General features: G+C 62.5%; 18 protein-coding genes. 4 read left to right on the top strand and 14 right to left on the bottom strand.

All coding sequences use genetic code 11. The annotated features are described in order from the left end of the window. Window positions 1–217: 217 nt before the first annotated feature. From metH to U8330_RS20195, 8 genes are all read right to left on the bottom strand, one after another. Entirely contained in the window at window positions 218–3,991 is a 3,774-nt protein-coding gene (metH, locus tag U8330_RS20230; protein ID WP_323107056.1) for a methionine synthase, read from the bottom strand. Window positions 3,992–4,062: 71 nt separating this feature from the next. Beyond that, window positions 4,063–5,232, bottom strand: coding sequence for an AGE family epimerase/isomerase (locus tag U8330_RS20225; protein WP_323107055.1), 1,170 nt, complete (start codon window positions 5,230–5,232; stop codon window positions 4,063–4,065). Between the two features lie 23 nt (window positions 5,233–5,255). Then, on the bottom strand, window positions 5,256–5,750 hold the full coding sequence (locus U8330_RS20220; RefSeq protein ID WP_323107054.1) for a heme-degrading domain-containing protein: 495 nt from the start codon (window positions 5,748–5,750) through the stop codon (window positions 5,256–5,258). A 19-nt stretch (window positions 5,751–5,769) separates the two neighbouring features. Next, window positions 5,770–6,672 (bottom strand): ROK family protein, encoded by a 903-nt coding sequence (locus tag U8330_RS20215; protein WP_323107053.1) that lies wholly within the window; start codon window positions 6,670–6,672, stop codon window positions 5,770–5,772. 1,217 nt (window positions 6,673–7,889) lie between these two features. Then, window positions 7,890–8,738, bottom strand: a complete 849-nt coding sequence (locus U8330_RS20210) for a hypothetical protein (RefSeq protein ID WP_323107052.1) — start codon at window positions 8,736–8,738, stop codon at window positions 7,890–7,892. Between the two features lie 761 nt (window positions 8,739–9,499). Beyond that, a complete protein-coding gene (locus tag U8330_RS20205; protein WP_323107051.1) occupies window positions 9,500–9,898 on the bottom strand; it encodes a hypothetical protein in 399 nt (132 codons plus the stop codon). Between the two features lie 293 nt (window positions 9,899–10,191). Beyond that, the gene (locus tag U8330_RS20200) at window positions 10,192–12,729 is read right to left on the bottom strand and encodes a methyl-accepting chemotaxis protein (protein ID WP_323107050.1); all 2,538 of its coding nucleotides are present in this window, start codon (window positions 12,727–12,729) and stop codon (window positions 10,192–10,194) included. Between the two features lie 170 nt (window positions 12,730–12,899). Then, the gene (locus tag U8330_RS20195) at window positions 12,900–13,913 is read right to left on the bottom strand and encodes a LacI family DNA-binding transcriptional regulator (RefSeq protein ID WP_323107049.1); all 1,014 of its coding nucleotides are present in this window, start codon (window positions 13,911–13,913) and stop codon (window positions 12,900–12,902) included. A gap of 60 nt (window positions 13,914–13,973) precedes the next feature. On the opposite strand from U8330_RS20195, the gene iolG reads away from it, so the two are divergent. From iolG to U8330_RS20175, 4 genes are read left to right on the top strand one after another with little or no spacing between them, the layout of a single operon-like run. Next, complete coding sequence (gene iolG, locus U8330_RS20190; protein WP_323107048.1) at window positions 13,974–15,035, top strand: inositol 2-dehydrogenase; 1,062 nt, start codon at window positions 13,974–13,976, stop codon at window positions 15,033–15,035. A gap of 43 nt (window positions 15,036–15,078) precedes the next feature. Beyond that, window positions 15,079–15,975, top strand: a complete 897-nt coding sequence (iolE, locus tag U8330_RS20185) for a myo-inosose-2 dehydratase (protein WP_416236888.1) — start codon at window positions 15,079–15,081, stop codon at window positions 15,973–15,975. Window positions 15,976–15,996: 21 nt separating this feature from the next. Beyond that, the gene (locus U8330_RS20180; RefSeq protein ID WP_323107047.1) at window positions 15,997–17,169 is read left to right on the top strand and encodes a Gfo/Idh/MocA family oxidoreductase; all 1,173 of its coding nucleotides are present in this window, start codon (window positions 15,997–15,999) and stop codon (window positions 17,167–17,169) included. Between the two features lie 27 nt (window positions 17,170–17,196). Then, a complete protein-coding gene (locus U8330_RS20175; RefSeq protein ID WP_323107046.1) occupies window positions 17,197–18,246 on the top strand; it encodes a Gfo/Idh/MocA family oxidoreductase in 1,050 nt (349 codons plus the stop codon). Between the two features lie 13 nt (window positions 18,247–18,259). On the opposite strand, the gene U8330_RS20170 is transcribed toward U8330_RS20175, so the two are convergent. From U8330_RS20170 to U8330_RS20145, 6 genes are read right to left on the bottom strand one after another with little or no spacing between them, the layout of a single operon-like run. Next, window positions 18,260–19,147 carry a MurR/RpiR family transcriptional regulator gene (locus tag U8330_RS20170; protein ID WP_323107045.1) on the bottom strand — a complete coding sequence of 296 codons (888 nt, stop codon included), beginning with the start codon at window positions 19,145–19,147 and terminating at the stop codon, window positions 18,260–18,262. Further along, window positions 19,144–19,536 carry a tautomerase family protein gene (locus U8330_RS20165; protein ID WP_323107044.1) on the bottom strand — a complete coding sequence of 131 codons (393 nt, stop codon included), beginning with the start codon at window positions 19,534–19,536 and terminating at the stop codon, window positions 19,144–19,146. The genes U8330_RS20170 and U8330_RS20165 overlap by 4 nt, the downstream gene beginning before the upstream one ends. 42 nt (window positions 19,537–19,578) lie before the next feature. After that, on the bottom strand, window positions 19,579–20,388 hold the full coding sequence (gene iolB, locus U8330_RS20160; protein WP_323107043.1) for a 5-deoxy-glucuronate isomerase: 810 nt from the start codon (window positions 20,386–20,388) through the stop codon (window positions 19,579–19,581). Window positions 20,389–20,397: 9 nt separating this feature from the next. Next, complete coding sequence (gene iolE / locus U8330_RS20155; protein WP_323107042.1) at window positions 20,398–21,309, bottom strand: myo-inosose-2 dehydratase; 912 nt, start codon at window positions 21,307–21,309, stop codon at window positions 20,398–20,400. A 30-nt stretch (window positions 21,310–21,339) separates the two neighbouring features. Further along, window positions 21,340–23,175 carry a 3D-(3,5/4)-trihydroxycyclohexane-1,2-dione acylhydrolase (decyclizing) gene (iolD, locus tag U8330_RS20150; protein WP_323107040.1) on the bottom strand — a complete coding sequence of 612 codons (1,836 nt, stop codon included), beginning with the start codon at window positions 23,173–23,175 and terminating at the stop codon, window positions 21,340–21,342. Window position 23,176: 1 nt separating this feature from the next. Further along, window positions 23,177–25,147, bottom strand: coding sequence for a bifunctional 5-dehydro-2-deoxygluconokinase/5-dehydro-2-deoxyphosphogluconate aldolase (locus U8330_RS20145; RefSeq protein ID WP_323107038.1), 1,971 nt, complete (start codon window positions 25,145–25,147; stop codon window positions 23,177–23,179). Window positions 25,148–25,274 lie beyond the last annotated feature (127 nt).

Here is a 25,274-nt window from a genome sequence, read left to right as displayed (position 1 = left end):
CACACCAAAAAACAAAATCGCAAAGTTTTTTGTAAGTCGCTGATCGGAAACGGAAATTCCGTGTTTAGCGGCAAAACGGGCGGAATCTGGGGGTGTCGTCGACGCAGAACGGAGGATCGAGACGGAGCGGCCGATGGTTTCGCCAGCGCCGCCTCTCAAGCGAAGAGATGGGGGCTCCTCCAGAGACGTTCAAGGGCGCCGGAGCGCCCTTGCGAGTCTACTCGGCCGCCTGGCGAGCCAGGGGCGTGTAGTTGAGGATCGGGCCCAGCCAGCGTTCGGCCTCTTCGAGCGCCATACCCTTGCGACGCGCATAGTCTTCGACCTGGTCGCGCTCCACGCGGGCGACGCCGAAGTAATAGGCCTCGGGATGGGCAAGGTAGAGGCCGGAGACCGAGGAGCCCGGCCACATGGCGAAGCTCTCGGTCAACCGGACGCCAATCGCGCGTTCCGCATCGAGCAGGTGGAAGAGCGTCGCCTTTTCCGTGTGGTCCGGCTGGGCGGGATAGCCGGGCGCCGGGCGGATGCCGCGATAAGGTTCGCCGATCAGCGCGGCCGGCGCATGCGCTTCCTCCGGCGCATAGGCCCAGAGCTCTTTGCGGACCCGCTCATGCAGGCGTTCGGCAAAGGCTTCGGCGAATCGATCGGCGAGCGCTTTGACGAGAATCGCAGCATAGTCGTCGTTCGCACGCTCGAATCGCTCGGCGATCGCCACCTCCTCGATGCCCGCCGTGACCACGAAGCCGCCGACGAAATCGGCGATTCCGCTGTCCTGCGGCGCGACGAAGTCCGCCAGCGCGACATTCGGGCGGCCATCGCGCTTCACCATCTGCTGGCGGAGCGTGTGCAGGGTGGCGAGCGTGTCGCGCCGGTTTTCATCGCCGAAGAGGCGGATATCGTCGCCCACCGCATTGGCAGGCCAGAAGCCGACCACCGCTTTCGGCCTGAACCAGCATTCCGCAATGATCTGGGAAAGCATGGCCTGCGCATCGGCAAAGAGCTGGCGGGCTGCAGCCCCCTGTCGCTCGTCGTCAAGGATGCCCGGATAACTGCCCTTGAGCTCCCAGGTCTGGAAGAAGGGCGTCCAGTCGATGTACTGCGCCAGCTCGGCGAGATCCCAATCCTCAAACACCCGGGTTCCGAGGAAGCTCGGCCGGATGGGCAGCGGACTGGCGAAATCGGCCGGGAACCGGTTCGCCCGCGCCTTTTCGAGCGGCAGGCGCTGCTTGTCGCGCTCGGCACGCTGATGGGTTTCGGCGACCTTGCGATATTCGGCGCGGATCGTCTCAACATAGGGCCCGCGCATGTCCGGCGACAGCAGGCTGGAGACGACGCCGACCGCCCGGCTGGCATCGGTGACATAGACCGCCTGACCCGACTCGTAGCGCGGATGGATCTTGACGGCGGTGTGCACGCGACTGGTGGTTGCGCCACCGATCAGAAGCGGCAGGTCGAATCCCTCGCGCTGCATTTCCGAGGCGACATGGACCATCTCGTCGAGCGAGGGGGTGATCAGGCCGGAGAGGCCGATGATATCGACGTTCTCCGCCCTGGCCACCTCGAGAATCCGGGCGGCCGGCACCATTACGCCGAGATCGATGATCTCGTAATTGTTGCAGGCCAGCACAACCCCGACGATGTTCTTGCCGATATCGTGCACATCGCCCTTTACCGTCGCCATCAGCACCTTGCCGGCGCTCTGCCGCGCACCGGCCACGCCACCGCCCGCCTGGCGTTCGGCCTCCATATGGGGAAGCAGCACGGCGACCGCCTGCTTCATGACACGGGCCGACTTGACCACCTGCGGCAAAAACATCTTGCCGGCGCCGAAGAGATCGCCGACGACGTTCATGCCGGCCATCAGCGGCCCTTCGATGACATGCAGCGGCCGCTCAGCCGCCTGGCGGGCTTCTTCCGTGTCCTGTTCGATGAATTCCGTGATGCCATTGACCAGCGCATGCTCCAGCCGCTTTTCCACCGGCCAGTCGCGCCAGGCGAGATCGCGCTCCTTGGCCTCGCGGCCTGCCGTGCCCTTGAAGCGCTCGGCGAGTGCAAGAAGACGCTCGGTGCCATCCGAGCGACGGTTGAGAACCACGTCTTCGCAGGCCTCGCGCAACGCCGGCTCGATCGATTCGTAGACGGCGAGCTGGCCGGCATTGACGATGCCCATGTCCATGCCTGCCTGGATGGCATGATAGAGGAACACCGCATGCATGGCCTCGCGAACAGGCTCGTTTCCGCGGAAGGAGAAGGACAGGTTGGAGACGCCTCCGGAGACATGCACATGCGGCAGCGTCTCGATGATCTCACGGGTCGCCTCGATGAAGTCGACGCCGTAATTGTCATGCTCCTCGATGCCGGTGGCCACCGCGAAGATGTTCGGGTCGAAAACGATGTCCTCCGGCGGCACGCCGGCCACCTCGGTCAGCAGTCGGTAAGCACGGCGGCAGATCTCGACCTTTCGGGCGCGGCTGTCCGCCTGGCCCTGCTCATCGAAGGCCATGACCACCATGGCTGCGCCATAGGCCCGGCAGAGGCGTGCCTGCGCAAGAAAGGCCTCCTCCCCTTCCTTGAGCGAAATCGAATTGACGAGCGGCTTTCCCTGCACGCATTTCAGGCCCGCCTCGATGACATCCCATTTCGAGCTGTCGATCATGACCGGCACGCGGGCAATGTCGGGCTCGGCGGCCATGAGATTGAGGAAATCGACCATGGCCTGGCGCGAATCGATGAGCCCTTCATCCATGTTGACGTCGATGATCTGGGCGCCGTTTTCGACCTGGTCGCGGGCAACCGCGAGGGCCGCCGGATAATCGCCGGCCGTGATCAGCTTGCGAAACTTCGCCGAGCCGGTGACATTGGTGCGCTCGCCGACATTGACGAAGGGAATGTCCGTGGTGAGCGTGAAGGGCTCCAGGCCGGACAGCCGCATCAGCGGCGCGATCTCCGGCACCGGGCGCGGCCGATAGGCAGAGACTGCGGCGGCGATGGCTGCGATATGGTCCGGCGTCGAGCCGCAACAGCCGCCGACGATATTGACCAGGCCCTCCTTCGCAAAGCCGGCGATTTGCGCCGCCATGTCGGCGGGGCTTTCGTCATAGCGGCCGAATTCATTGGGAAGGCCGGCATTGGGATAGGCGCAGATCAGCGTATCGGCCACCCCGGACAGTTCGGAGAGATGCGAGCGCATGGCGTCGGCACCGAGCGCGCAATTGAGGCCGATCGAGAACGGGTCGGCATGACGGAGCGCATGCCAGAAGGCGGTCGGCGTCTGGCCGGAGAGGGTGCGGCCGGAGCGGTCGGTGATCGTGCCGGAGATCATCACCGGCAAGGTGACGCCGCGCTCGGCAAACACGTCGCGCGTGGCGAAGACGGCAGCCTTGGCATTCAGCGTGTCGAAGATCGTCTCGATCAGCACGATATCGGCGCCGCCATCGATCAGCCCGCGAAGCTGTTCGGCATAGGCGAGACGCAGTTCGTCGAACGTGACGGCGCGAAAGCCTGGATTGTTGACATCGGGCGAAATCGAGGCGGTCCTGTTGGTCGGTCCAAGCGCGCCAGCCACGAAACGGCGGCGCCCATCCTTGTCCTCTGCCCGGCGTGCGGCCCGCCGCGCCAAGCGCGCTCCGTCGCGGTTCAGCTCATAAACGAGATCTTCCATCCCGTAATCGGCCTGAGCAATGGAGGTGGAGGAGAAGGTGTTGGTCTCGAGGATATCCGCGCCAGCCAGCGCATAGCGGTAATGAATATCCTCGATGGCAGCCGGCTGGGTCAGCGTCAGGAGATCGTTGTTGCCCTGAAGGTAGCAGTCGCATGCCGCGAATCGATCCCCGCGAAAATGCTCCTCGGCGAGGCCGAGCGTCTGGATCTCGGTGCCCATGGCCCCGTCCATGATCAGGATTCGCTCGGCGGCAGCAGCCTTCAAGGCCTGCACGACCTCGGAGCCATCCGAGGGGGCGATCTCGTCGCCGAAGAGCGCGGTCAGGACGGACATGGCAAAGCCTTTCGCTGAAGAGTCAGCGAAAGGCTGTCACATAAAGATATGTTTATGTCAATATATGAGTATCAGGTCTGGGCATCGAGGGTCTTGAGGCAGTCCTCGAGTTCATAGATGGCGCAGAGGATGTGGTAGAAACTGCTGGCCGGCGCCGGTTCCTCGACGAAACGGCCATCGGCCTGCTGTTTATCCCGCCACAGGCCTGCGATGGGAACATCGAGGAAGCGCTGCAGCGCCGCAGCCGCGCGGGTGGCGGAAGCGAGATAGCGTGCTTGTTCCGCGCCTTCAGTCAACGTCGCCAGGCGAATGGCCGATTTCAGCCATTCCGTCTGCGGCCAAAGCCGGGCAATCGGGTCGGCAACGGAAAAATCGTCAAACAGCGTCATGACCGCGACATCGCGTGCAGGATCGACACCGTGGGTCTCGCCGATCTCGAAGAGGCGGCGAGCCTTGGCGATCGCCGTGCCGCTGCCGCGGCTTTCACCCCAGCGCGTCAGCAGCCAGGCCCATTCGAACTGGTGGCCGGGCTCGACGATGCGCCCCTTTTCGCCTTGGGCTGGTGCCCAGTCATGATCGAAGAACTCCCTGAGCGCGCCGGTTTCACCGTCGATGAAATGATCCATGCAGAGGCCAGCGATCTCGTCGCCGAGATTGGTCCAGGCCAGCGTGTCGAACCCGTCTGTCGCCTCGCTCGCCAGGCAGGCCTCGAACAGATGCATGTGCGGATTTGAGCAAAGCGGCAGCCGCGGCGGATTGTCTTCCTCGAAACCCGCGACCGGATGCTTGCAGAAGGCGCCCAACCCTGCGCGCAACGCATCGCTGCGCTCACGCATCTCCAAGGACCGCTCCGGCAGGACCTTCGAAAGATAGGCAAAGGCCAGGAAGGCGAAAGCCTGGTTGTAGATATCGAAGGACGGATCAAGAAGCCGGCCATCGGCAGAGGCAAGCGCACCGTAGAAGCCGCTCGGCTGGCGATAGACGCGGTCGAAGTAGGACAATCCATCCTCCACCACGAACCGCCAATCACCGGCAAAGCCGCGGCGTCCAGCCTCGGCAAAACAGTAGATCTGACGTGGCTGAACGCGCGCACGGCGATGGGCGTCCGTTGGCTCACCGCGCATGTCGATCGTCTCGACAAAACCGCCGCGATGGCGATCGTATCCGGTGTGGAGCCAGAGGGGCAGAGCCTGGTCTTGAAGCCAAGCAGAAAGATCATTGGCAATGCGGACAAGGGTCATCAAGAAAACCTCAAAATGAACGTTCAGGTGTCAAATCCAAGGGTAGCGAAGTCTTGATCCAACAAGGCAGCGAGCGCCTCCACCACCAGCGCATGGTCATCGCGCTGCGGCAGACCGGAGACGGTGACGGCGCCGATGCAGCCCGCACCTCGGACGGTGATCGGGAAACTGCCGCCATGCGGCGCGAAATCGGCATCCGACAGACCGAATTTTTCCTGCAGGCTGCGACCATCCTTGGCGAGCGAGAGACCGAGGCCATAGCTGCTGCGGAAGAAGCGGGACACGCAGTTGCGCTTGCGGCGCACCCAGTTGGCATTGTCGGGAGTGGTGCCTTCGAGCGCCGAATAGAAAAGCGGCATGGAGAACAGGCTGACATCGATGACGATCGGCAGGCCGCGCGCCAAAGCCAGGCCGCGCAGCGTAGTGCCTAAGGTGAAGGCCATAGCGGGATCGAACGTTTCGAACTGCAGGGCCGCTTCCTGCTCCGCCACACGGCGGAGATCCTCGTCGACATTCATCGTCTCTGTCCTTTCATCATCAGGGCGCTGCCTCTTTCCAGAGGAAGGCAGCACCGCGCACGCCGGAACTGTCGCCATGGCGCGCCTTGCGGATCGGGGTCTTGAACGTATCGCCAAACAGATACTCGGCCACGCGCGGCGGCACGTCGTCGTAGAGTTCATCGACATTCGACATGCCGCCGCCGAGCACGAAGACATCGGGATCGACGATGTTGGTGAGGAGCGCCAGGCTGCGGGCGAGACGATCCGCGAACCGCTCATAGACGGCAAGTGCGGAGGCATCGCCAGCCCGCTTGTCGGCGATGATGTCGCGCGCCTTTCGCTCCGCACCGGTCGACAGGCGATAATCCAGCTCCAGCCCGGTGCCGCAGGCATATTGTTCAAGGCAGCCGCGCTTGCCGCACCAGCAGAGATGGCCGGGATATTCCTCCGGCTTCATCCAGGGAAGCGGGTAATGGCCGACTTCCGCAGCCAGCCCCTGGAAGCCGGCATGGACGCGGCCGTCCAAGGCCAATCCACCGCCATGGCCTGTGCCGATGATGATGCCGAAGACGGCGTGCAGCCCTTCGCCGGCACCGTCCACCGCCTCCGACACGGCAAGACAATTGGCATCATTGGCAATGCGCACGGGGCGGCCGAGACGGGCTTCGAGATCGCGCCCGAGCGGCTTGCCGTTCAAGACCACGGCATTGGAATTGCGAACCAGCCCGGTCAGCGGATTGGGGCTGCCTGGAATGCCGAGGCCCACCGTACCGCTCTCTCCGGCCTGCTGCTCGGCGGCTCCGACGAGATCGGCAACGGCGGCGAGGCAGTCGGCATAGGTCGTTGGGGTGGCCACGCGCTTGCGTGCACGCTCATCGCCGCGGCGGTCGAGCGCCACCACTTCCATTTTCGTCCCGCCCCAGTCAATGCCGATAAACATGCCGAACTTCTGCCTCTTCATTCCCTCGCAGGACTGTGCCTCGCCCCATGGCACCATCACGCGTTAGCAGTTCCTGCTTATCACCCGATCGATCGTCCGCGGAAGCCCCGCAATCCGCATTTCCGCCCTGCACGACGCGCAGGCGAATGCGCAGGAGAGTTGAAGCGACGGGGATGATCCGCTATTGAGAAGTCGGAAATGCATGTGTCCACGTAGCTCAGCAGGATAGAGCACAGGATTCCTGGTTCATAATTGGGGGCTGCACGGCGAAAGCGTGCAGTCGATCTGCTCAAAGTCGGGGAACGCTTCGCTGAACGCTCAGCATGCCAATCCCGAGCCAAGCTTCGGAGAAATCCGTTGAAGGTGTAGAGACTGGATGGGCAGCACCTACAAGCCGAAAGGCTCATGGTGAAGGGACAGTCCAGACCACGAACGGCGACAGCACGTCGACGGCGGCGAAAGCCGAAGTGGGATGAATCCTGGGGTCGGAGGTTCGAATCCTCTCGTGGACACCATTTCCGCTTTTGCCCATACCGAACTCAGACAGTTGGGCCTTTGATTTCGCCGGTCTGGTTTGTCCCTGCGCTGACTGATGTGGGCTTTCTGCCGGATTTGATTTGGCCGTTTTCGAGAAAGTTCTTCCTTCCTGCCCTCTCATGGGCATCTCCCGTCCTATATGAAGGTTGTCAGGCGGGCGCGGCGGTACTGAGCGGGCAGGAAATTTCCAAAGTTCCGCTCCGGTCGTTGGAACAGCATGTTTAGCGATCGGACATAAATCTCTGCTTGAGTCGATAAGCGTCGAGCGGGACGGGTTCGCCGTGATCTCTGCTGAGCACCCTTATCGCTATAGGCGTGTTTTCGTTCTTGAGTGCCGGCCGGAGGTGACTGCAGTGTTACTTCATCGGCAAAGCTGCCATGATCTGAACAATCTCGAGAGGATGTTCGACACGGCAAACTAGCCCCTCGGCGCGTAAGGAGCCTGGCTCTTGCCGCTGAACTAGAACAACTGGGAAAAGTCGAGATCAGATGCCTGCGGGCAGGGTTGCTCGCGCCAGATGATCGCGACGCAGAACCTCAAATCGAAAAATCCAACTCGACCGTAGAAGGAACCGGCTTCTTCGACATACGCCGGCTGAGGTCAGGCAAAGCTACCTTGATGCCTGTACGCTTCCCTACGCCTTAGCTACGCTTGTAAGGTTGGCAAGCCCACTTCAGGGCTAGCTAGTGGCGAGGAGCCTCCGCTCCCATGCCTCGAAGCTCGCCCGTGCAGTATATTCGGGGCCAGAGATATAGCAGGCATCAAGATCAACCGGCTCAGCTCCGTCCATCCAACGTTTTGCAGCTTCGCGAGCCTGCGCGTAGCCCCACTCGAGCTTAGTGCCAAGTTCTGCCGGACTATCGAAGCGGTCTACACGCGTGAGGTCGGACCACTCCTCGATGGTCTGCTCCGTGACGCGTATGCTCCAGAAGCCGTCAGCGTTTTCGACGATCTCTACAGTTCGATCAGTATCCTCGTCGCTGAGTTCGAACATTTCTATATAGAACCATCTTCCGTCAGGCCTCCGGTAGATCGCCCAGCGTCTGGGTGCACCTTGAATTTCGACTTCCGGAAAATTCGAATCCGCTGAGCCCTTCTGGAAGTAGGGCCCGATCGGGGTGCAAGCGAGATCTCCACGTCCCGCGATCAATCTTTCCATGGCAGGCTCTGCTCGACGAAGGATCTCCACCAAGAGATCATCCGTTCCCTCAGCCTGGTACGCCATCCGTCCGTGATCAGCCTCGAGGAAATGCTGGCCCATCTCATCAAAAACGATACGTGCAACGCCAAACGAGGCCATAGAATCCTCAAAGAGTAGTTCGAGGCTCCATATCGGCGTCCAAGGCCGGCGGTCTATGAACCACCACGGGTCGTCCCTTCTAGGGCCTTTCAGCATGGAACGCAGTTCATCGCCCTCGTCTCCATCGGTTCCTGCGACGATCCAGTACCACCCGGCTTCAGATCGCAGGACGGCAGCGCCACATTTGCCTACGACTTCACCCGCCTGACTGCCTGTCCTGATGATCATCAGATCTGTCCTTGTCTCGCTACGATCTCCTTAGTCGTATACATATCAAGAACCGTTAACTTGAGGACGAGACCTAGGTAGCAATACGACGGATGGTTGTTTTCAGGTGAACGTGTCCTGGCGAAGTGGTCGGGCAAGAAACAAAGCAGACTGCGCGCTGAGCCCACCCGCCCGTGCCGGGCGCTCTGCTGCGCCGGACGCACTCCTCGTAGTCTGGATATCAGTCAGAAGATCGCCATAGACTCGACAACGGTGTCGACGCTCCTATCAGTGCTGTGATGTCTGCTGGCGTTCCGGGCAGCCTGGACCTGTCTGCGTGCGGGCCCCAAAACCGCCGTGTTCGCCTGCGTCGGGCGATAAAGAAAGGCATCAGCCAGATTCACGAGCAATATACCCTCCCCGAGGGAACCATCGCCTTGGTGAAGGCTTCCGTGTAAGGGAGCTCAATAAGCCATATGATAAAAAGTACCTACAGGTTCTCTATACCCGGCTCCGACTCGGTAATTCTCATTCATCTTGTCGAAACGTTCCGGCCGGGGCAAATGACCAAGTCCGATGTGTTTCGCTTGTCGACTTCACCCCAACAATCGTCCAGCATTGAAGACTGCGATCATGCCGACTGGGCTGACGTGATAAGAACACTCGCCGATGCTTACTGCGGTGGCGACCTAGTAACTGCGGCGATGCTCATAGACGCCTAGCGGGAGTGATCACCGGCTACGCCTCAGCAGCGGGGTCCGGGTCGGGAGCTGGACCGAGCGTCAGTTTGCTGTCGCAGCACTGGGGGCGTCGCCGCTGCGCTTCAGACGCTCGCGCTTCCGGCTCTGACCTACGAGGATGTGGGCACCACGATACGGCTTGAAGCCGATAGCGTCGAGCGCTTCCCCCAATGTCTCCTGCTGCCGGGCCGCGACGACGAGTTCCGCCAGATCCCTGACCGAGATCACGACGGCCATCTCTTCGCCCTTCTTCGGACCACCGACGAGCTGCGGGACGCCATTCCGAGCTTTCTGCAGCACCGCGCTCAGCCGATCCTTAGCCTTCCGGACGGTGAGAGGGTCGCCGCCGATCTCGACAATGGTTCCGACAAGCCCGTCAGCGACTTTTTCGGTGCTGGCGTTACAGGCGGCTCGCACCTGCTTGAATAGCCGTACGTCCATATCGTTATCTCCACTCGCGAGAGACATTGGATCAGGCGATCCCGAATCTCAAGGAAGTCAGCTAACGCCGCGCTATAGATGACTGCAAGTTTTTCGTACGCATCCCATCCGTCCGAGTCGTGGACGATCGCTTGACGACAGTGTCGACAGCCTGTCGACAGGACCTGTAAGCGCAAACTCACAAACAGAGCTACCAAAACACGTTGCCATCGCCTGCCGAATCGATGTTGCGTGCGCTCACGTATCAGCATGGTTCTCATTTCCTCCAGCGTTCGGACTCATCGACGCGGCCATCACGCGGCCTTGCGGGTCGCTTCAGGTCCAGCGTTGTCATGACGCTCTAGCCGGAATCGACCAACGATTTCCATGAGAGCCGCCGCCTCCTGAGCGAGAAGTCGGGTCGCGGCGCTTGTCTCCTCAACCATGGCAGCGTTCCTCTGGGTCGTCTGGTCCATTCGATTGATCGCGCTATTGACCTCCGATAAGGCGGTCGACTGATCGCGCGACGCCATCGAGATCGATCCGACGCGTTCACTGACCGAAACAATATCGATGGACATCCGAGAAAGAACCATACCGGTCTGCTGCACCAGATCGGCTCCGACTGAGACCTCGCCCCTCGCCCTGGAAATCAGACCTTTGATCTGGCCGGCGGCATGGCCGGAACGCTGGGCCAGTTCCCGGACTTCCTGAGCGACCACCGCAAAGCCTTTTCCGCTTTCGCCGGCCCGCGCCGCTTCGATCCCCGCGTTCAAAGCTAGGAGGTTGGTCTGAAAAGCGATCTCGTCCATGACCTCGATGATCTGAACGATCTGATCCGAAGCCTCTTCTATCCGCCCCATGGCGGCGATGGCCTTCTCCATGACCGAAAGAGAAGCGTCGGCGCTTTCCTTGGAATTACGAACGATCTGGTCGACTTCCTCCGTTTGAACAGCCGACGCGCGTACCGTGGCCGTAACTTCATCGACTGCAGCCGCCGTTTCCTCGAGCGAAGCGGCTTGCTGTTCGGTGCGATGAGCGAGATCATCGGCAGCGGCACTCATTTCCGACGCGTTGTGCTGGATCATGACAGTATTCTCCCTGACCTGCCGCATTGTCGCCTGCAACCGCTCGAGCGATTGGTTGAAGTCGGTTCTCAATCGCTCGAGGCGGCCTTCGAATGCGGTTTCAATCGGCTGGGAAATGTCCCCCTTCGCCAAACGCTCTAGACCTGCTCCCAAGGCTTCGACCGCGTGGGCGATCTGGCGGTCGATGGCGAGTTTCTCCGCCTCGCTGTGGCGTCGCTCCTCATCGGCTAGGGCTCGCAGGCTTTCACTCGCCTGCTCCGTCTCCCGCTTCGAGATGGCGTTCGCCTTGAAGATCCCGAGTGCACGAGCCATGTCGCCGATCTCGTCTTTCCGTGCTTCCCCAGAGATCTGGATGTCGAGCACACCTTCCGCCAGACGCCGCATGGCGGCAGTGATCTGGCCGATCGGCTTCTTGAACGTCAGAACCAGTCCGATACCCGCGAAAATAGAAATGACGATGCCGAGCGTCGTGGTGCCAAGCGAAAGAGAGTTGGCATCGCGCCGCGCCCTGCTCGCACTTTCCTTCTGCCTCTCCGCAAACGCGACCAGTCTCTGCCACACAGCGTCAATCTCGCTCGCGGCCTGTGCGAACGTCGACATGCGGTTCCGGCTCACATCGACGAGACTAAGGCTCGCCTCGTCGAGACTGGTCAGCGCCGGCACGAGCTTCGCATTCAGCCCGGCGTAGAAGGGAAGGTCGCCGGCGTTCCGCTCGAGCTTGGCCAGATCCTTACCAATGGAAACGATTTCTTGCTTCAGCCTTATCTGGTTCTCGGGTGTAGGCTGCACGAGGAAGCGTGCCATGATGATTTGTATCGAGTAGCCGGAAGTGATGAGCTGTCGGCCGTCGGCGAGCACCGCCATCATCTTTTCGGCAGGTGCCGAGATGGCGGCGAAGCGAATGGTAGCTTCGTTGAGCTTGCGGAGAATTATCGGCTCGAGCTCGCCGCATTTCTCGTTGAACTGCGTAAGCGTCGCTCCGATGTCCGACACCGCCTGTGCCGAGAGATCGTTCGCTTCAACCGACTTTTTGAGCTTCGCCAGCATGTCTTCCAGAGATCTGGCGATCGGCCGTTCCTGTTCGGAAAGCGCCATGGCGCTCACCCTGATCCGCTTCTTCAATTCCGGAAGCGCTGTTTCCACCGCGCCGCGCTTGTCCGAGACGGCGGGCGCGGAAGCGAAGGCATCTCGCGCGGCTTCAGCCGTCGCCTGCAAGGCGCGAAAGCCGGCGACGTCACGCAGGAGTCCCTTCGCCGCGGCGTCGTCGTCCTGATATTCCCGCTGCACCCTCTTCAGCGCTTCCGCGATGGTCGACTGCGAGGCGACTATCGAACTGACGCTCTTCTGTATACGTGCTTCCAGCTCGGTCTTGCTGCTGTGGAGGGACCAAAGGACATCTAGATAATCCTTGGTCTTTGCAATCATGGCTCCCGCGTCGACGATGTCCAAGGCGTCATCGCCATGCTTGCGGGCCTTATCGAGCATCAGGGAAAGTGTATCCTGCTGACGTGCAATGCGATTTCTGACCTCGGCGAGTCCGGCCTCTGTCGTTTCCGATAGGAACCGGCTCATGCTCGTGGTGAGCTCACGGAAACCCGTCAGTGTCTGAACGACGTCGTTCGATGTCTCTATCCGCTTCTCAAGCAGCCCGGAGGCCCAGAGACCAGTCAATCCGACGGCCGATATACTCAGCACGAAAGGCAGGAGAAAGAATATGACTTTCGTTTGGACACTGAGATGGGACAGAAGGCGATCAACGAACATTACGCACCCCGGATATCGAGTCTGGAAACCGAACCGGATGAATCTGCCCTCGCCCGTCTTAATAAACGTTTATTAAAATAAAATTCTATTATATTCTAAAAGCGAATAAGGAATCGAAAATCCATCGCGATTACCGATCGAATATTCGCTCACGTCTTCGCAGTTCCTTGTCACGCGTTTTCCATCATGAATATCCGGGTAGGGGTGATGAGTGTTTCAGGTGCCCTATCACGACGGGCGAAGTGAAACGCAAGGCTCGCGATCGCAAGATCGACTTCGAGCTTGGCATCCTGGTCGAGAACGGCGTCGATCAGACCCTGACGCATAAGGCGGCGGCGATCCTCTGTAAGCTCGTGGGTGATGAATACGACGTCCCTGCTCTTGTTCAGCCGCCTTATCGCGTCGACCACCGGCTGCGCTCCGGCCGAAACGTTGTATATCCCCCTCACATGGGGATTGCTTCTCAACGCGGTGAAGACGAGGTCGCCCGCGAGCTCGCTGCGCTCCATGCTCTGCATGACCTCCGCGATCCTACAGGCCGGGTGACGCTCGCGCAGCACCGCGCGGAAGCCCATTTCACGTTCCTCGTGACCGATCATGGAGAGCATGCCCGAGATGACGACGATCTCGCCACCCTCGCGGCCGAGCAACCTTCCCATCAGGTCGCCCGCGACGCGACCTGCCATGCGGTTGTCGGGTCCCACATACGCAGTCCTCCCGGCATTACGTAGGTCTGTGGCCAACGTAAGCACCGGTTTGCCCGACTGACCGAAATTCCTCAGAGCGGCCGCGATCTCCTCGTCCTGCGAACTGACGATCACTATTCCGTCGCAGCGTCCTGCAACCGCATAGACGAGCCGGGCAGTGGCGGCAGGGCGTGGGGGATCGATGTGATGTATCTCGAAACGGAGATTGTAGCGCCCGCCGTCGCGGTTAGCGGCCTCGAACCCCTCCTGGAGGGCAGCGTGGTACGGGTTGTCCTGCGACTGCAGGAAGACAGCGATACGAAGGGTGCGGACCGCGCGCGTGTCAAGCACGCGGTTGATCTGAAGGCTGCGTGCCGCGGCGAGCACCTTGCGTTCCTTGTCCTCACTGACACCGCCGCGCCCGTTGAGCACGCGATCGACTGTAGACAGCGAGACGCCGGCCGCTTTCGCTACATCGAGGGACGTCTTCTTGGCCATGGCACCTCCATTTGAGCAAAAGTCTTCAACATTGGCGTTCTGCCTCGTCAACAAGTTTCTATGATCACTGAATTGATGAACGGCTTCGACGTCGTTGGAGGGTCGGGGAGAACGATGAAGAATCTCGCTGTTTTCGGCGCGGGCCGGATCGGCGGCGTGCACGCGCGCAACGCCGCGGAATTGCCCGATGTGAACGTCCGCTACATCGTCGATCCTGTCGAGAGCGACGCCCGCGCGACCTTGGCGCGCGCTCTCGACGCGCAGATCGTTTCAACGGAGGCCGTATTCGCCGATGGAAGCATCGACGGCGTCGTGATCGCGAGTTCCACCGATACCCATGCCGACCTCCTGCTGACCGCGGCCAAGGCAGGCCTCGCCATCTTCTGCGAGAAGCCCGTCTCCCTCGACTTCCATACGACGGAAAAGGTAGCAAAAGTCGTCGAAGCGTCAGGCGTGCCATGTCTGCTGGCTTTCCAGCGCCGCTACGACCCTGACTTCCGATTCGTGCGCGAGCGGATTGCCAGCGGGGAAGCCGGGGATCTCGAGCACGTCGTCATGCATACGCGCGACCCCGCCCCCCCGCCGCGCAGTTACATCGAACGTTCCGGGGGCATGTTCCGGGACCAGGCGATCCACGATTTCGACATGGCCCGCTACATCCTCGGCGAGGAGATCGCGACTGTCTACGCGGTGGGCGATTGCATGATCGATCCGGAGATCGGCGCGGCGGGCGATATCGACACGGCCATGGTGACGCTGATCTCGGTGTCCGGGCGTTTCGTACAGATGGTAAACTGCCGCCGCGGACCCTTCGGATACGACCAGCGGCTGGAGGCCCTGTGCAGCAGGGAAGTCCTCTACGTCGAGAACCGGCCGCAGCGCGGGGTAACGATCGGCGACGGGACCGGCTTTCGCGCATCCCCCCCGATGAACTATTTCATCGAACGGTTCTCGACAGCGTACCGCGCGGAAATGGCCGGTTTCATCGATCACCTCAACGGGGGGCCGCCCCCTCTGGCCGGCATCCGCGATGGGCTGGAGGCACAGCGTATCGCCGAGGCGGCGCTACTGTCAGTGAAATCCGGTCAGCCGGTGAACATCGGGGCGGACTGGCGTCCCTGACGACCCCTTCCTTCGGAGACAGATGATGAGAACCACCAACACAGTGGCCCTTCCTGAAGGGGTACGCCTCGCCGTCAGTCCGCTCTCCTGGGCGAACGACGTGCTCGAGGATCTGGGAGCCGACATCCCTCTCGAGACCTGCCTCGACGAGGCGGCGGCCGCGAATTACCAGGGCGTCGAACTCGGCCGCAAGATGCCGCGCAGCGCGGCGGTCCTCGCGCCTCTTCTCGAAGGCCGCGGCCTCGCGCTCGCCTCGGGCTGGCATTCCGGCCGACTCGCCGAGGGTGAAGTAGAGAGCGAGATGTCGGCGGTCGCCGCGCATGCCGCGCTGCTCCGAGACATGGGAGCGCGGGTCATGGTCTACGGCGAGACCGCGATGATGGCATCAGATGCCCCACTCGACGTCGCCATGTCCACACGAACGGTCATGCCGCAAACGGCAGTTGACGCCTACGCCGGCCGGTTGAGCGAGTTCGCCCGCCGGCTGGCGGGCGAATACGGGCTCACGCTCGCCTATCACCATCACCTGATGATGGTGGCCGAGACTTTCGACGAGATCTCGGCACTCTTCGATCGCGCGGGGCCGGAGGTCGGCCTGTTGCTGGACACCGGCCACGCGGCAGCGGCCGGCTTCGATTACCAGCGCCTGATCGACCGCTTCGGCGGGCGGATCGTCCACATCCATCTCAAGGACGTGCGGAAGCCGATCCTCGAGAAAGTACGGGAACTGGATCTGAGCTTCAACGGGGCGGTTCGCGGCGGGCTTTTCACCGTGCCTGGCGACGGGATGGTGGAATTCGGGCCTCTGGCTCGGTTCGTGCGCAGCCGCGACTATCGCGGCTGGCTGGTCGTGGAAGCCGAGCAGGATCCGGCCATCGCCCCACCGCTTCCGGCGGTCACGCGTGCCTTCCGGCACGTCATGGAAACATTTGCCGGCTGAACCCGGAAGGAGGACATCGTCATGAGCGGAAAAACCCTCAATATCGGCCTGATCGGCTCCGGCTTCATGGGTCAGGCCCATGCTGACGCCTATCGTCGCGCGGCCATGCTCTACAGTGACCTGCCGGCCGTTCCGCGTCTTGCCGTACTGGCCGATGCCAACGAGGCACTCGCGGCGCGCGCCGCCGCACGGTATGGCTTCGCCCGTAGCACCGGGAACTGGCGCGATCTCGTCACAGATCCCGAAGTCGATGTCGTCGACATCACATCGCCGAACGCGCTCCATCACGAGATGGCGCTGGCGGCGATCGCGGCCGGCAAGCACGTCTACTGCGAGAAGCCGCTTTCCGTCACGCTGGAGCAGGCGGAGGAGATGGCGGAGGCCGCCCGGCGTCGGGGCGTGAAGACGATGGTGGCCTTCAACAACATCAAGACGCCAGCCGCGATGCTCGCCAAGATCCTCGTCGAACGCGGCGAGATCGGGACGCCGATGCGCTTCCGCGGTTGGTTCGACCAAGGCTTCTTCAACGATCCGGACCTGCCTTTCTCCTGGAGATGCACGCGCAAGGAAGCCGGGTCGGGTGCGCTCGGCGATCTCGGCAGCCATGTGATCTCAGTCGCACAGTATCTCATGGGGGACATCGACAAGGTCGTCGCACAGACGCAACTTTTCTTTCCGACCCGCCCCGTGCCGGATGGCGGCTCGGGCTACGGTGCCTCGGCAGGCGAGAACGCTCCGCGCGCCATGGTCGAAAACGAGGACCAGATCCAGACCTTGATCCGGTTCAAGAGCGGCGCGGGCGGCACGATCGAGGCTTCGCGGGTCTCCGCCGGGAAGGTTTTCGGCATCTATTGGGAAGTGTCCGGAACCGAAGGCACGATCATCATGGATGGCGAGCGCTTCAACGAGCTGAAGATCTCGCGCTTCAGTGATCCCAAGCCCGACCGGGGATTCAAGACCATCTACGCCGGCAGCCAGGTTCCACAGTTTTCCGCGTTCTTCGGCTTCGACTTCGCGGGCGGCGGGCTTGGCTATTTCGATGTGAAGGTCATCGAGGTACGTGACCTGATCGAGGGCATCGTGAACGGGACTGACTGTTACCCGAATTTCGCATTCGGTCTTGCCAACGAACGGATCATCGATGCGATGGAACGCTCTGTTGAAACCGAAAGCTGGCAGACGGTCGCGCCGTAGCCAAGCAAGGCATCGAAAGGAGGCCGCATGCCCTTCCCTACCCATCTGCCCTCAGCCCGTACGCCCGATGCCATGGATGCTCCAATTCTACGCTGGGGCGTCCTCGGCTCCGGCTGGATCGCCGAACAGTTCACCCGGTCGGTCAAGGCCCACACGCGTCAGCAGATCACTGCCGTGGGGTCGCGCAGTCAGGAGGCAGCGGATGCCTTCGCCGCTCGCCTTGGCGTTCCCAAGGCCTTCGGCAGCTATCAGGCGCTGGTCGAGGCTGAAGACATCGACGTGATCTATGTCGCGACGCCCCACAATCTCCACCACGATCACGCCCTGATGGCGATCGCGGCCGGCAAGCATGTGCTGGTGGAAAAGCCAGTAGCGCTCAACCGCGCCCAGGCCGAAGCGATGGTGCGCGCCGCGCGGGCCAAACGGGTCTTCTTCGCGGAGGCATTATGGACATATTTCCTACCCAAGTTCGATGTCTTCCGCCAGATCCTCGAGGAAGGCGTCATCGGCGACGTGCTTTCCGTCTTCACCGAGTACGGCGAGTACCTGCCTCGCGGACACCGGATCTTTGACCAATCGCTTGCAGGCGGCCCGCTGCTGGATCTCGGAACCTACCCCGCCTCACTACTCGTCTGGCTTCTTGGCAAGCCGAGGACGATCGTCGGCCTGGCGGAACCGGATCCGAGCGGAGTGAACGGGCAGCTTTCAGTCGTTCTATCGAACGAGCGGGGTGCTATGGGAACACTGTCGACCTCGCTCTATGGCTTCACACCGGCGAATGCCGCTATCATCGGCACGCGAGGCTCGATCCGTTTCAATACGGAGTTCCACCTCCCTGGCGGTTTCGAAGTCTGGTCGCGCGAGGGCGACCTCCGACTGCGTTACGAGGAGGCGCGGGGGGCGCATTTCGAGGGTCTCTGCTTCGAGGCCGCCGAGGTCGCACGCTCTATCGCCGGCGGCCTACATGAGACCACCTGCCGTCTGCCGCAGGCGTCGCTCGATACGATGGAGCTTCTAGACGGGATCCGCAGCGCGCTGAAGCTCGACTTCGAAAAAGCGGGCCTCATCGAACGATGACTGAGAAGACCGGTCAGGATGACCTCGAATTCACGATACGGGAGGCGGCCAGCGCGAGCGCCTCACCAAGCGCTATACCGGCCGTGATACGCAAGAGTCCTTGCTCGGTCTCCTCCATTGCCCGGAAGCTAGCAGTAGCGTGTGACGAAAGAGGTGAGACGTCGGAATCGGAGATCAGAATCAACGGGAGGCCTCGCTCTGCCAGCAGTGCCGCTGCGTCAGCGACATGCGGCGCAGCGGCGCGGTCGATGACCACGCAGGCGTCGTCCAGCGTCGCGAAGCAGAAAAGATCGCGATTCCGCCCCTCCTCAAGGATAACCGAATGCATGCCGAGCCCCGTGAAGCAATTGTGGAGATGGGCGGCGAGCGGCAGGGTTTGGTTGCCGGTCAGGACAAACACACATCTGGCAACCGAAAGGATGTCGGCGGCGGTCTCGATGCCCTCCGGACTTTTCCCCTCGACCAGAGTGTCGAGAGCAAGGTGACCGGCGGCTATCGTTTCATGGAGCTCGCGCCGCTGACGGCCTGACTGCGTTCCTTCGTCCGACGGGCTATCCGAAAGGCGCAGCGCATAGCGCCCGCGCACGGCGTCGCGGACAATGTCCTGCATGGCACTGAAACCGTCGAAGCCGAGGAGCTGCGCCAGGCGGATCAGCGTCGAGGGCGCGACTTCAGCCGCCATGGCGATCGAGGCGACGGAGCCAAGCGCGACCTGATCCGGCCTGTCAACCACCAGACGCGCGGCGCTGGCGAGGCGCTTGGGAAGCTGCGAATGCCGGAGGTTGATTGCCAGGCGAAGCTCCTCGAAGGTCGCAGGTGGCGTGACCGTGCCGGCTGCCCCATGCACCTTGCCAACAGCCGTCTGCCCCGCCCCCCGCCGTTCGTTGGTCGTTTTCCTCATAGTACGCCCGTGACGAACTGCGCCTCGCCTGCGCCAAAGGACCAATCCTCGTCGCGGTTTTCCACGATCGACACCATGACGTCGGACGACTCCACACCGCAGTCGGCGTAGAGCCGCTCCGCAAGGCCCTGGTAGAAGGCGAGCTTGTCGGTTCTGCTGCGCGGCCTCGATATGACTTCGATCATCACGAACCGACCGCTGCGCGCGAAGCCCAGTCCGGTGTCCTGCGCAATGAGATGCGTGTCCTCATGTTCGAAGAGGATCTGGTAACGATCGCGCTCGGGGACGCGAAAGGCGTGGAGCATGGCCGCATGGACCGTATCGAGCAGCCTGTCCACCTCATCCGCGGTTCGACTACCCCTGTATATGTGAAGCTTGATAAGCGGCACTGTGCTGTCCTTTGGTCGGGGAGCCGGAATCGATGCCCGCGATCATTTATGGTCGCGATCGAGGATGAACTGGACGGCGGGATCAGGGACGAAGCGCCACTTTCGCAGTGGCCCGGCCATGACGTTCAGGTAATAGAGGTCGAAACCGTATGGCGCACCGCAAGGGTGATGGCCGCGCGGCACGAGCACGACGTCGTGGTCCTTCACCGCGATGGTCTCGTCGAGCGACCCGTCATCAGTGTACACACGCTGAAGCGCAAAGCCGTCCTCTGGGTCGATCCGGTGGTAATATGTCTCCTCCAGATAGGTGATGCGCGGGTCGTCGTCTTCGTCATGGCGATGGCTCGGATAGGACGACCAGTTGCCGGCGGGCGTGAAGACCTCGGTGACCAGCAAGCTGTCGCAGAAATCATTGCCTTCCATGGCGATGTTGTTGATGAAGCGCTCGTTCGCGCCAGTACCGCGCGGCGTGAGCACGATGCCATCCGGGCCGATCCGCCGGGCTCCATGGCCGCTTCGCCCCGGCGCGAGGCAAACGGCGATGGCGCAGTGGGTCGTGGCTGTCGCCTCCCAGCTTTCGCCGTTCGGCACGTACAAGCAGTGCGGCGGCGTCCGCTCGAAGACGCTCATCCTCTCACCGAGTTCGCCCCACTCAGAGCCGGCCGCGGTGAAGCGCGCCTTGCCCTCCACCATGACAAGAATGGCCTCCATGTCCCCTGTCGTCTCGGAAATCGCCTCGCCGGGACGTAGGCGGTAGAGGCTGAAGCCGACATAGCGCCAGCCCGCCGATTGTGGGGTGATCTCATGGACCTTGCCATGCGAGCCGAAAGGACGACGGCGGAGACTGCCCATGCTCTCACCTCACTCCGCGCCGGCGGACTTGTCCAGCCCGACATCGCGCGAGATCGCCTTGAGGGCCTTGAGGCCCATGTCCTGATAGTGGAAGGGTTCCCGGACAGCGCTGTCCTGCTCGGCCTCGATCACCAGCCAACCGGAATACCCGTGGTCAGCGGCGATCTTCAGTACGGGTGTGAACTGGACGCAGCCCTCCGGATCGCCGGGTACGGTGAAGACACCACGACGGACGCCCTCAAGGAAGGAAAGGTTCTCCTCCCTCACCTGCCGCATGATGTCCGGTCGGATGTTCTTGGCGTGGATATGCGAGACCCGATCCATGTATCGCCGCGCCACCTCGGCCGGATCGGCACCGCCGAAGGTGCAATGGCCAGTATCGAGGAGCAGCCGGGTATGGGGGCCGGCCATGGCCATGAACCGCTCTATGTCTTCGGCGCTCTCGATGATCGTTCCCATATGGTGGTGGTAACCCATCCGCACGTTCTGGCTCGCGGCGTGGCGCGACAGCACCTCGTATCCCTCAGAAAAGCGCGTCCACTGGTCGTCGGTCAGGATAGGCCGGTCGTTGACCGGCGTTCCGTCACTCCCATGCACCGTGTTCGAGCATTCGCAGGCATTGATATGATCGCCCCCGGCCGCCTTCGTCATCTCGATAAAACTTTGCAGGGCCGCAATCTCGGTTTCCAGGTCGTTGACGAGCAGGTTGGTCGAGTGCCAGCCGCCGACGAAGCGCAGACCGTATGCACCGAGCGCAGCCTTCAGGGCAGTTCCTTCATTCGGCATCTTGTGGCCCTTCTCGATGCCGTCGAAGCCGATTCTACGGCAGTCCGAAAGGCAGTCGTCGAGGGAAAGATGAGCGCCGATCGTCTGATCGTCGTCGTTGGACCAAGCGATGGGGTTGGTTCCGTAGAGAATCATGTGTGCGTCCTTGACGTTATGTCTCACAATTCAGTTGAGGCGCTGGCGTGCCAGGTTGTCTTCGTAATAGGCGCGTGCCTTGCGCAGGGTCTCTGTCTCGCCGACGGCGGGCACCGCCACATCCCACCAGCCGCCGCCGATGCCGGGGCCTGTCTCGGCCTCGGTGTCGATCACGATAACGGTCGGGATGCTCCGGCTGCGCGCGCTTACGATCTCCGCTTCGAGACCCGCGAGATCTGGCACCTTCAGCGCGTGCGCGCCCATCGAGGTCGCATGGGTGACGAAGTCGATCTCCGGCTGCACCTCGATGTTGCAGTCCTTGTACATGTTGTTGAACTCAGCCCCGCCGCATTCCTGCTGCAGCCGATTGATGCAGCCATAGCCGCGATTGTCGGTCAGCACGATCGTGAAGGGCACGCGCATCATCACGGCAGTGGCGAGCTCGGAATTGGCCATCATGTAGCTGCCGTCGCCGACGAAGCAGATGACGTCCTTCTCGGGCGCGGCGAGCTTGATGCCGAAGGCACCGGCCACTTCGTAGCCCATGCAGGAATAGCCATATTCCATGTGGTAGCCGCCCGACGCCGCGCGCCACAGGATCTGCAGTGCGCCCGGCATGGTGCCGGCCGCGCACATCGCGACCGTATTCTTTTCGGCGACCCTCTGCACGGAGCCGATCACCTGAGCGTCGGAGGGCAGGAAGTTCGGCTGCGATACGGACGGCGCTGCGGTTGCGGCATCCGCCGCCTCGAACCACGCATCGCGCGCAGCGTAATCCGGATCGGCGAAGCGATGTCCCTGAAGTCCTTGGGTCAGGCGCGCCAGGGCGACCTTGGCGTCGGCGACGAGCGGAACCGCGCCGTGTTTGGCGGCGTCGTAGCCCGTAAGGTTGACCGAGACGAGCTTGCGGTCGGGATTGCCGAAGGCGGTCCAGCTTCCGGTGGTGAAGTCCTGGAAGCGGGTACCCACGCCGAGGATCAGGTCAGCTTCGGCTGCGATCTTGTTGCCACAATCGGTTCCTGTCACGCCGGGCGAGCCGAAGTTCAGCCGCTCCTGCCAGTCGATCGCACCCTTGCCGGCCTGCGTCTCGACGATCGGGATATTGTGGGTCTTGGCGAACGTGAGGAGGTCGGCGTCCGCACCCGAATAGAGCACGCCGCCGCCGGCAACGATGATAGGCTTCGTAGAAGCCTTCAGCGCTGCGACCACGTCGTCCACCTCACGCGGATCGGGCTCCGGACGGCGGATGCGCCAGGTCTTCGGGGTGAAGAAGGCTTTGGGATAGTCGTAAGCCTCGGCCTGCACGTCCTGGCAGAAGGCGAGCGTCACGGGACCGCAGTTTGCGGGATCCGTCATCACCTGCAGCGCGCGCGGCAGCGCGGTCATGATCTGTTCCGGCCGGCTGATCCGGTCGAAGTAGCGGCTGACCGGGCGGAAGCAGTCGGTGACGGTCATCGTACCGTCGTCGAAGTCCTCGATCTGCTGCAGCACAGGGTCGGGGCGACGGTTGGCGAAGACGTCACCGGGGATGAACAGCACCGGTAGGCGGTTGACATGGGCAAGCGCCGCCGCGGTGACCATGTTCGTGGCACCGGGGCCGATCGAGGACGTGACGGCCATGGCCTTCCGCCGGCGCTTCGTCTTTGCATAGGCGATCGCAGCGTGGGCCATGGTCTGCTCGTTCTGGCCACGCCAGGTCGGGAGCTTGTCGCCGATCCCCTTCAACGCCTCGCCGATGCCGGCGACGTTGCCATGGCCGAAGATCGCCCAGACGCCCTCGATGAAGCGGTCTCCCTCCTCGGTCATCTGGACCGAGAGCCAGCGGAACATCGCCTGCGCCGCCGTAAGTCGAATCGTATCCGTCATGTCAGTGCCTTCCCTGCGACGTCTGCGCCGCAAACTTGTCCTGTCCAGCGCCTTGCGCCGTGTCTTCCTGTGGCAAGCCGCCGCCGCGCGCCGCGTCCCAGACGTCGCAAAGCCGTCGGTAGCGTGCCTGCATCTCCGCGACGGCGTCGTCATCCGACAGCCTGTCCATCAGCCATTCCCCAGCCGTCTTGGCGAAGATCGTCCTGCCGACCGCGAAGCCCTTCACGAGCGGGAAGTCGGCGGCGATCGCGAAGCTTGCCGCCAGTTCCGCCTCCGGCGCATCGAGCCCAAGAACGACGATGCCGCGTGTGTGCGGATCGTTCTCGATGATCGCGGCACAGGCCTGTTCCCACGCACTGCGGCTGGCCATCGGCTCGAGCTTCCACCAGTCGGGATAGATGCCGATCTCGTAGAAACGGCGGATCAGGATCGCGGTGGTGGCGTCGTCGACCGGGCCGACTTTGGAGGGGATAATTTCCAACAGGAATTCGAGGCGGTTGCGGCGAGCGGAGGCGAAGATGCGCTTGACCGTCTCCTCCTGCGCGGCCTGCGTGGCGGCGTCGTCGTCGGGGTGGCAGAAGCAGAGAACCTTGACGACATTGTCGAGCGGCCATTCGTCGAGACCGCCGAAGTCCGCGCCGATTTCCGGTTCGAGCGTCAGCGGCCGGGAACCCGGCCATTCGACCGGACGGCCGATCCACAGTCCAGTTCCAGAGGCTGCCTGAAGCGCCTTCCTTCCGAGCCGATGGTCGCAGAGAATGCCGTATCCCGGATGCCCATTCTGCACGCCGAGTGCAGCGCGAAGGCAGAGCTGCTTGAAGGCACCGATCTTCTCCGGCGTCGCACCAGCCATCGTTTCGAGCTGCATGCGGTGGTCGAAGGCGAAGACCCGCATGGTCGACCAGTCGCCATGACGGTTCGTCGACCAGTGGATCTGCTCAAGCGCCTTGTCTTGGCGGAGTGCTTTGGTTGTCACCCCTCGGTCGAGGAAGAAGTCGAGTTCCGCGAGCGACGGATAGGCCGGCGCGCAGCCATGGCGGCTGACCGCGAATGCGCCGCAGGCATTGGCATATTGAAGCGCGCGCGGCCATGGCGCGTCTTCCAGCCAGCCCTTGATCAGGCCCGACATGAAGCCGTCTCCAGCACCGAGCACGTTGAAGACCTCGATCGGGAAGCCGGGACCGCGCTCGCCTTCATCGAGCGTCGCGGGAATCGCGCCGGTGAAAGCGACCGCGCCGTCGGCCCCGCGCTTGCAAACCAGCGTCGCCTCCGACACGGCGCGCACGGCATTGAGCGCCGCGATCGTGTCGGTCGAGCCGCCGGCGATATGGAACTCCTCTTCCGTACCGACGATCAAATCGAAGAGATGCAGAGTCGACTGGAGTTTCTCGGTCACGCGCCGGCTCTCCACGAAACGGCTTTCGCCGTCGCCATGGCCAGCGACGCCCCAGAGGTTCGGCCGGTAGTCGATGTCGAGGGCGGTTCGGGCACCGTGCTTGCTGGCCAGATCGAGGGCCTTCAGGACGGCCTTCTCGGTTTGCACATGGCTGAGATGGGTGCCGGTTGCCACGACGGAGCGGGCGCGTGCGATCAGCGCCTCGTCGATGTCGTCTTCGCTGAGCGCCATGTCGGCGCAGTTCTCGCGATAAAAGATGAGCGGAAAGCGCTCATCGTCGCGGATGCCGAGCAGAACGAGTGCGGTGAGGCGTTCAGGATCCGTCTTCACGCCGGCCACGTCCACCCCCTCGCGCGCCAGTTCCTCGCGGATGAAGCGGCCCATGTGTTCGTCGCCGACGCGCGTGATCAGCGCCGAACGCAGGCCGAGGCGCGCGGTGCCGGCAGCCATGTTGGTAGGCGAGCCGCCGAGATATTTTCGGAAGGAGCCCATGTCCTCAAGCCGCCCGCCGACCTGTGCGCCGTAGAGATCGACCGAGGAGCGGCCGATCGTGATCACGTCCAATGTCTTGTCCATTCCATCCTCCGCCTTAGGCGAACCTACGGTTTCGATCCGCTCCACGCGGGCCTTGTGGAGGCCCGCGATCCCCATGACCCGGCTCTTTCGGCCGATCGCGCGGCTATGGCCGCGTGTCCGAGCTATG

Source organism: Rhizobium sp. CC-YZS058 (genome assembly GCF_034720595.1).
In the GTDB taxonomy this organism is placed as follows: Bacteria; Pseudomonadota; Alphaproteobacteria; order Rhizobiales; family Rhizobiaceae; genus Ferranicluibacter.
This window is presented reverse-complemented; position numbering and strand designations above follow the sequence as displayed.

Excerpts from the sequence above, each read along its gene's own strand:
- U8330_RS20220 (WP_323107054.1), bottom strand. The coding sequence starts at position 5,750 with ATGAATGTCGACGAGGATCTCCGCCGTGTGGCGGAGCAGGAAGCGGCC.
- iolE (WP_323107042.1), bottom strand. The coding sequence starts at position 21,309 with ATGATTCTCTACGGAACCAACCCCATCGCTTGGTCCAACGACGACGAT.
- U8330_RS20145 (WP_323107038.1), bottom strand. The coding sequence starts at position 25,147 with ATGGACAAGACATTGGACGTGATCACGATCGGCCGCTCCTCGGTCGAT.
- U8330_RS20215 (WP_323107053.1), bottom strand. The coding sequence starts at position 6,672 with ATGTTTATCGGCATTGACTGGGGCGGGACGAAAATGGAAGTGGTGGCG.
- U8330_RS20180 (WP_323107047.1), top strand. The coding sequence starts at position 15,997 with ATGAGCGGAAAAACCCTCAATATCGGCCTGATCGGCTCCGGCTTCATG.
- U8330_RS20210 (WP_323107052.1), bottom strand. The coding sequence starts at position 8,738 with ATGATCATCAGGACAGGCAGTCAGGCGGGTGAAGTCGTAGGCAAATGT.
- iolB (WP_323107043.1), bottom strand. The coding sequence starts at position 20,388 with ATGGGCAGTCTCCGCCGTCGTCCTTTCGGCTCGCATGGCAAGGTCCAT.
- iolD (WP_323107040.1), bottom strand. The coding sequence starts at position 23,175 with ATGACGGATACGATTCGACTTACGGCGGCGCAGGCGATGTTCCGCTGG.
- iolG (WP_323107048.1), top strand. The coding sequence starts at position 13,974 with ATGATCACTGAATTGATGAACGGCTTCGACGTCGTTGGAGGGTCGGGG.
- U8330_RS20225 (WP_323107055.1), bottom strand. The coding sequence starts at position 5,232 with ATGACCCTTGTCCGCATTGCCAATGATCTTTCTGCTTGGCTTCAAGAC.
- metH (WP_323107056.1), bottom strand. The coding sequence starts at position 3,991 with ATGTCCGTCCTGACCGCGCTCTTCGGCGACGAGATCGCCCCCTCGGAT.
- U8330_RS20175 (WP_323107046.1), top strand. The coding sequence starts at position 17,197 with ATGCCCTTCCCTACCCATCTGCCCTCAGCCCGTACGCCCGATGCCATG.
- U8330_RS20170 (WP_323107045.1), bottom strand. The coding sequence starts at position 19,147 with ATGAGGAAAACGACCAACGAACGGCGGGGGGCGGGGCAGACGGCTGTT.
- U8330_RS20205 (WP_323107051.1), bottom strand. The coding sequence starts at position 9,898 with ATGGACGTACGGCTATTCAAGCAGGTGCGAGCCGCCTGTAACGCCAGC.
- U8330_RS20195 (WP_323107049.1), bottom strand. The coding sequence starts at position 13,913 with ATGGCCAAGAAGACGTCCCTCGATGTAGCGAAAGCGGCCGGCGTCTCG.
- U8330_RS20200 (WP_323107050.1), bottom strand. The coding sequence starts at position 12,729 with ATGTTCGTTGATCGCCTTCTGTCCCATCTCAGTGTCCAAACGAAAGTC.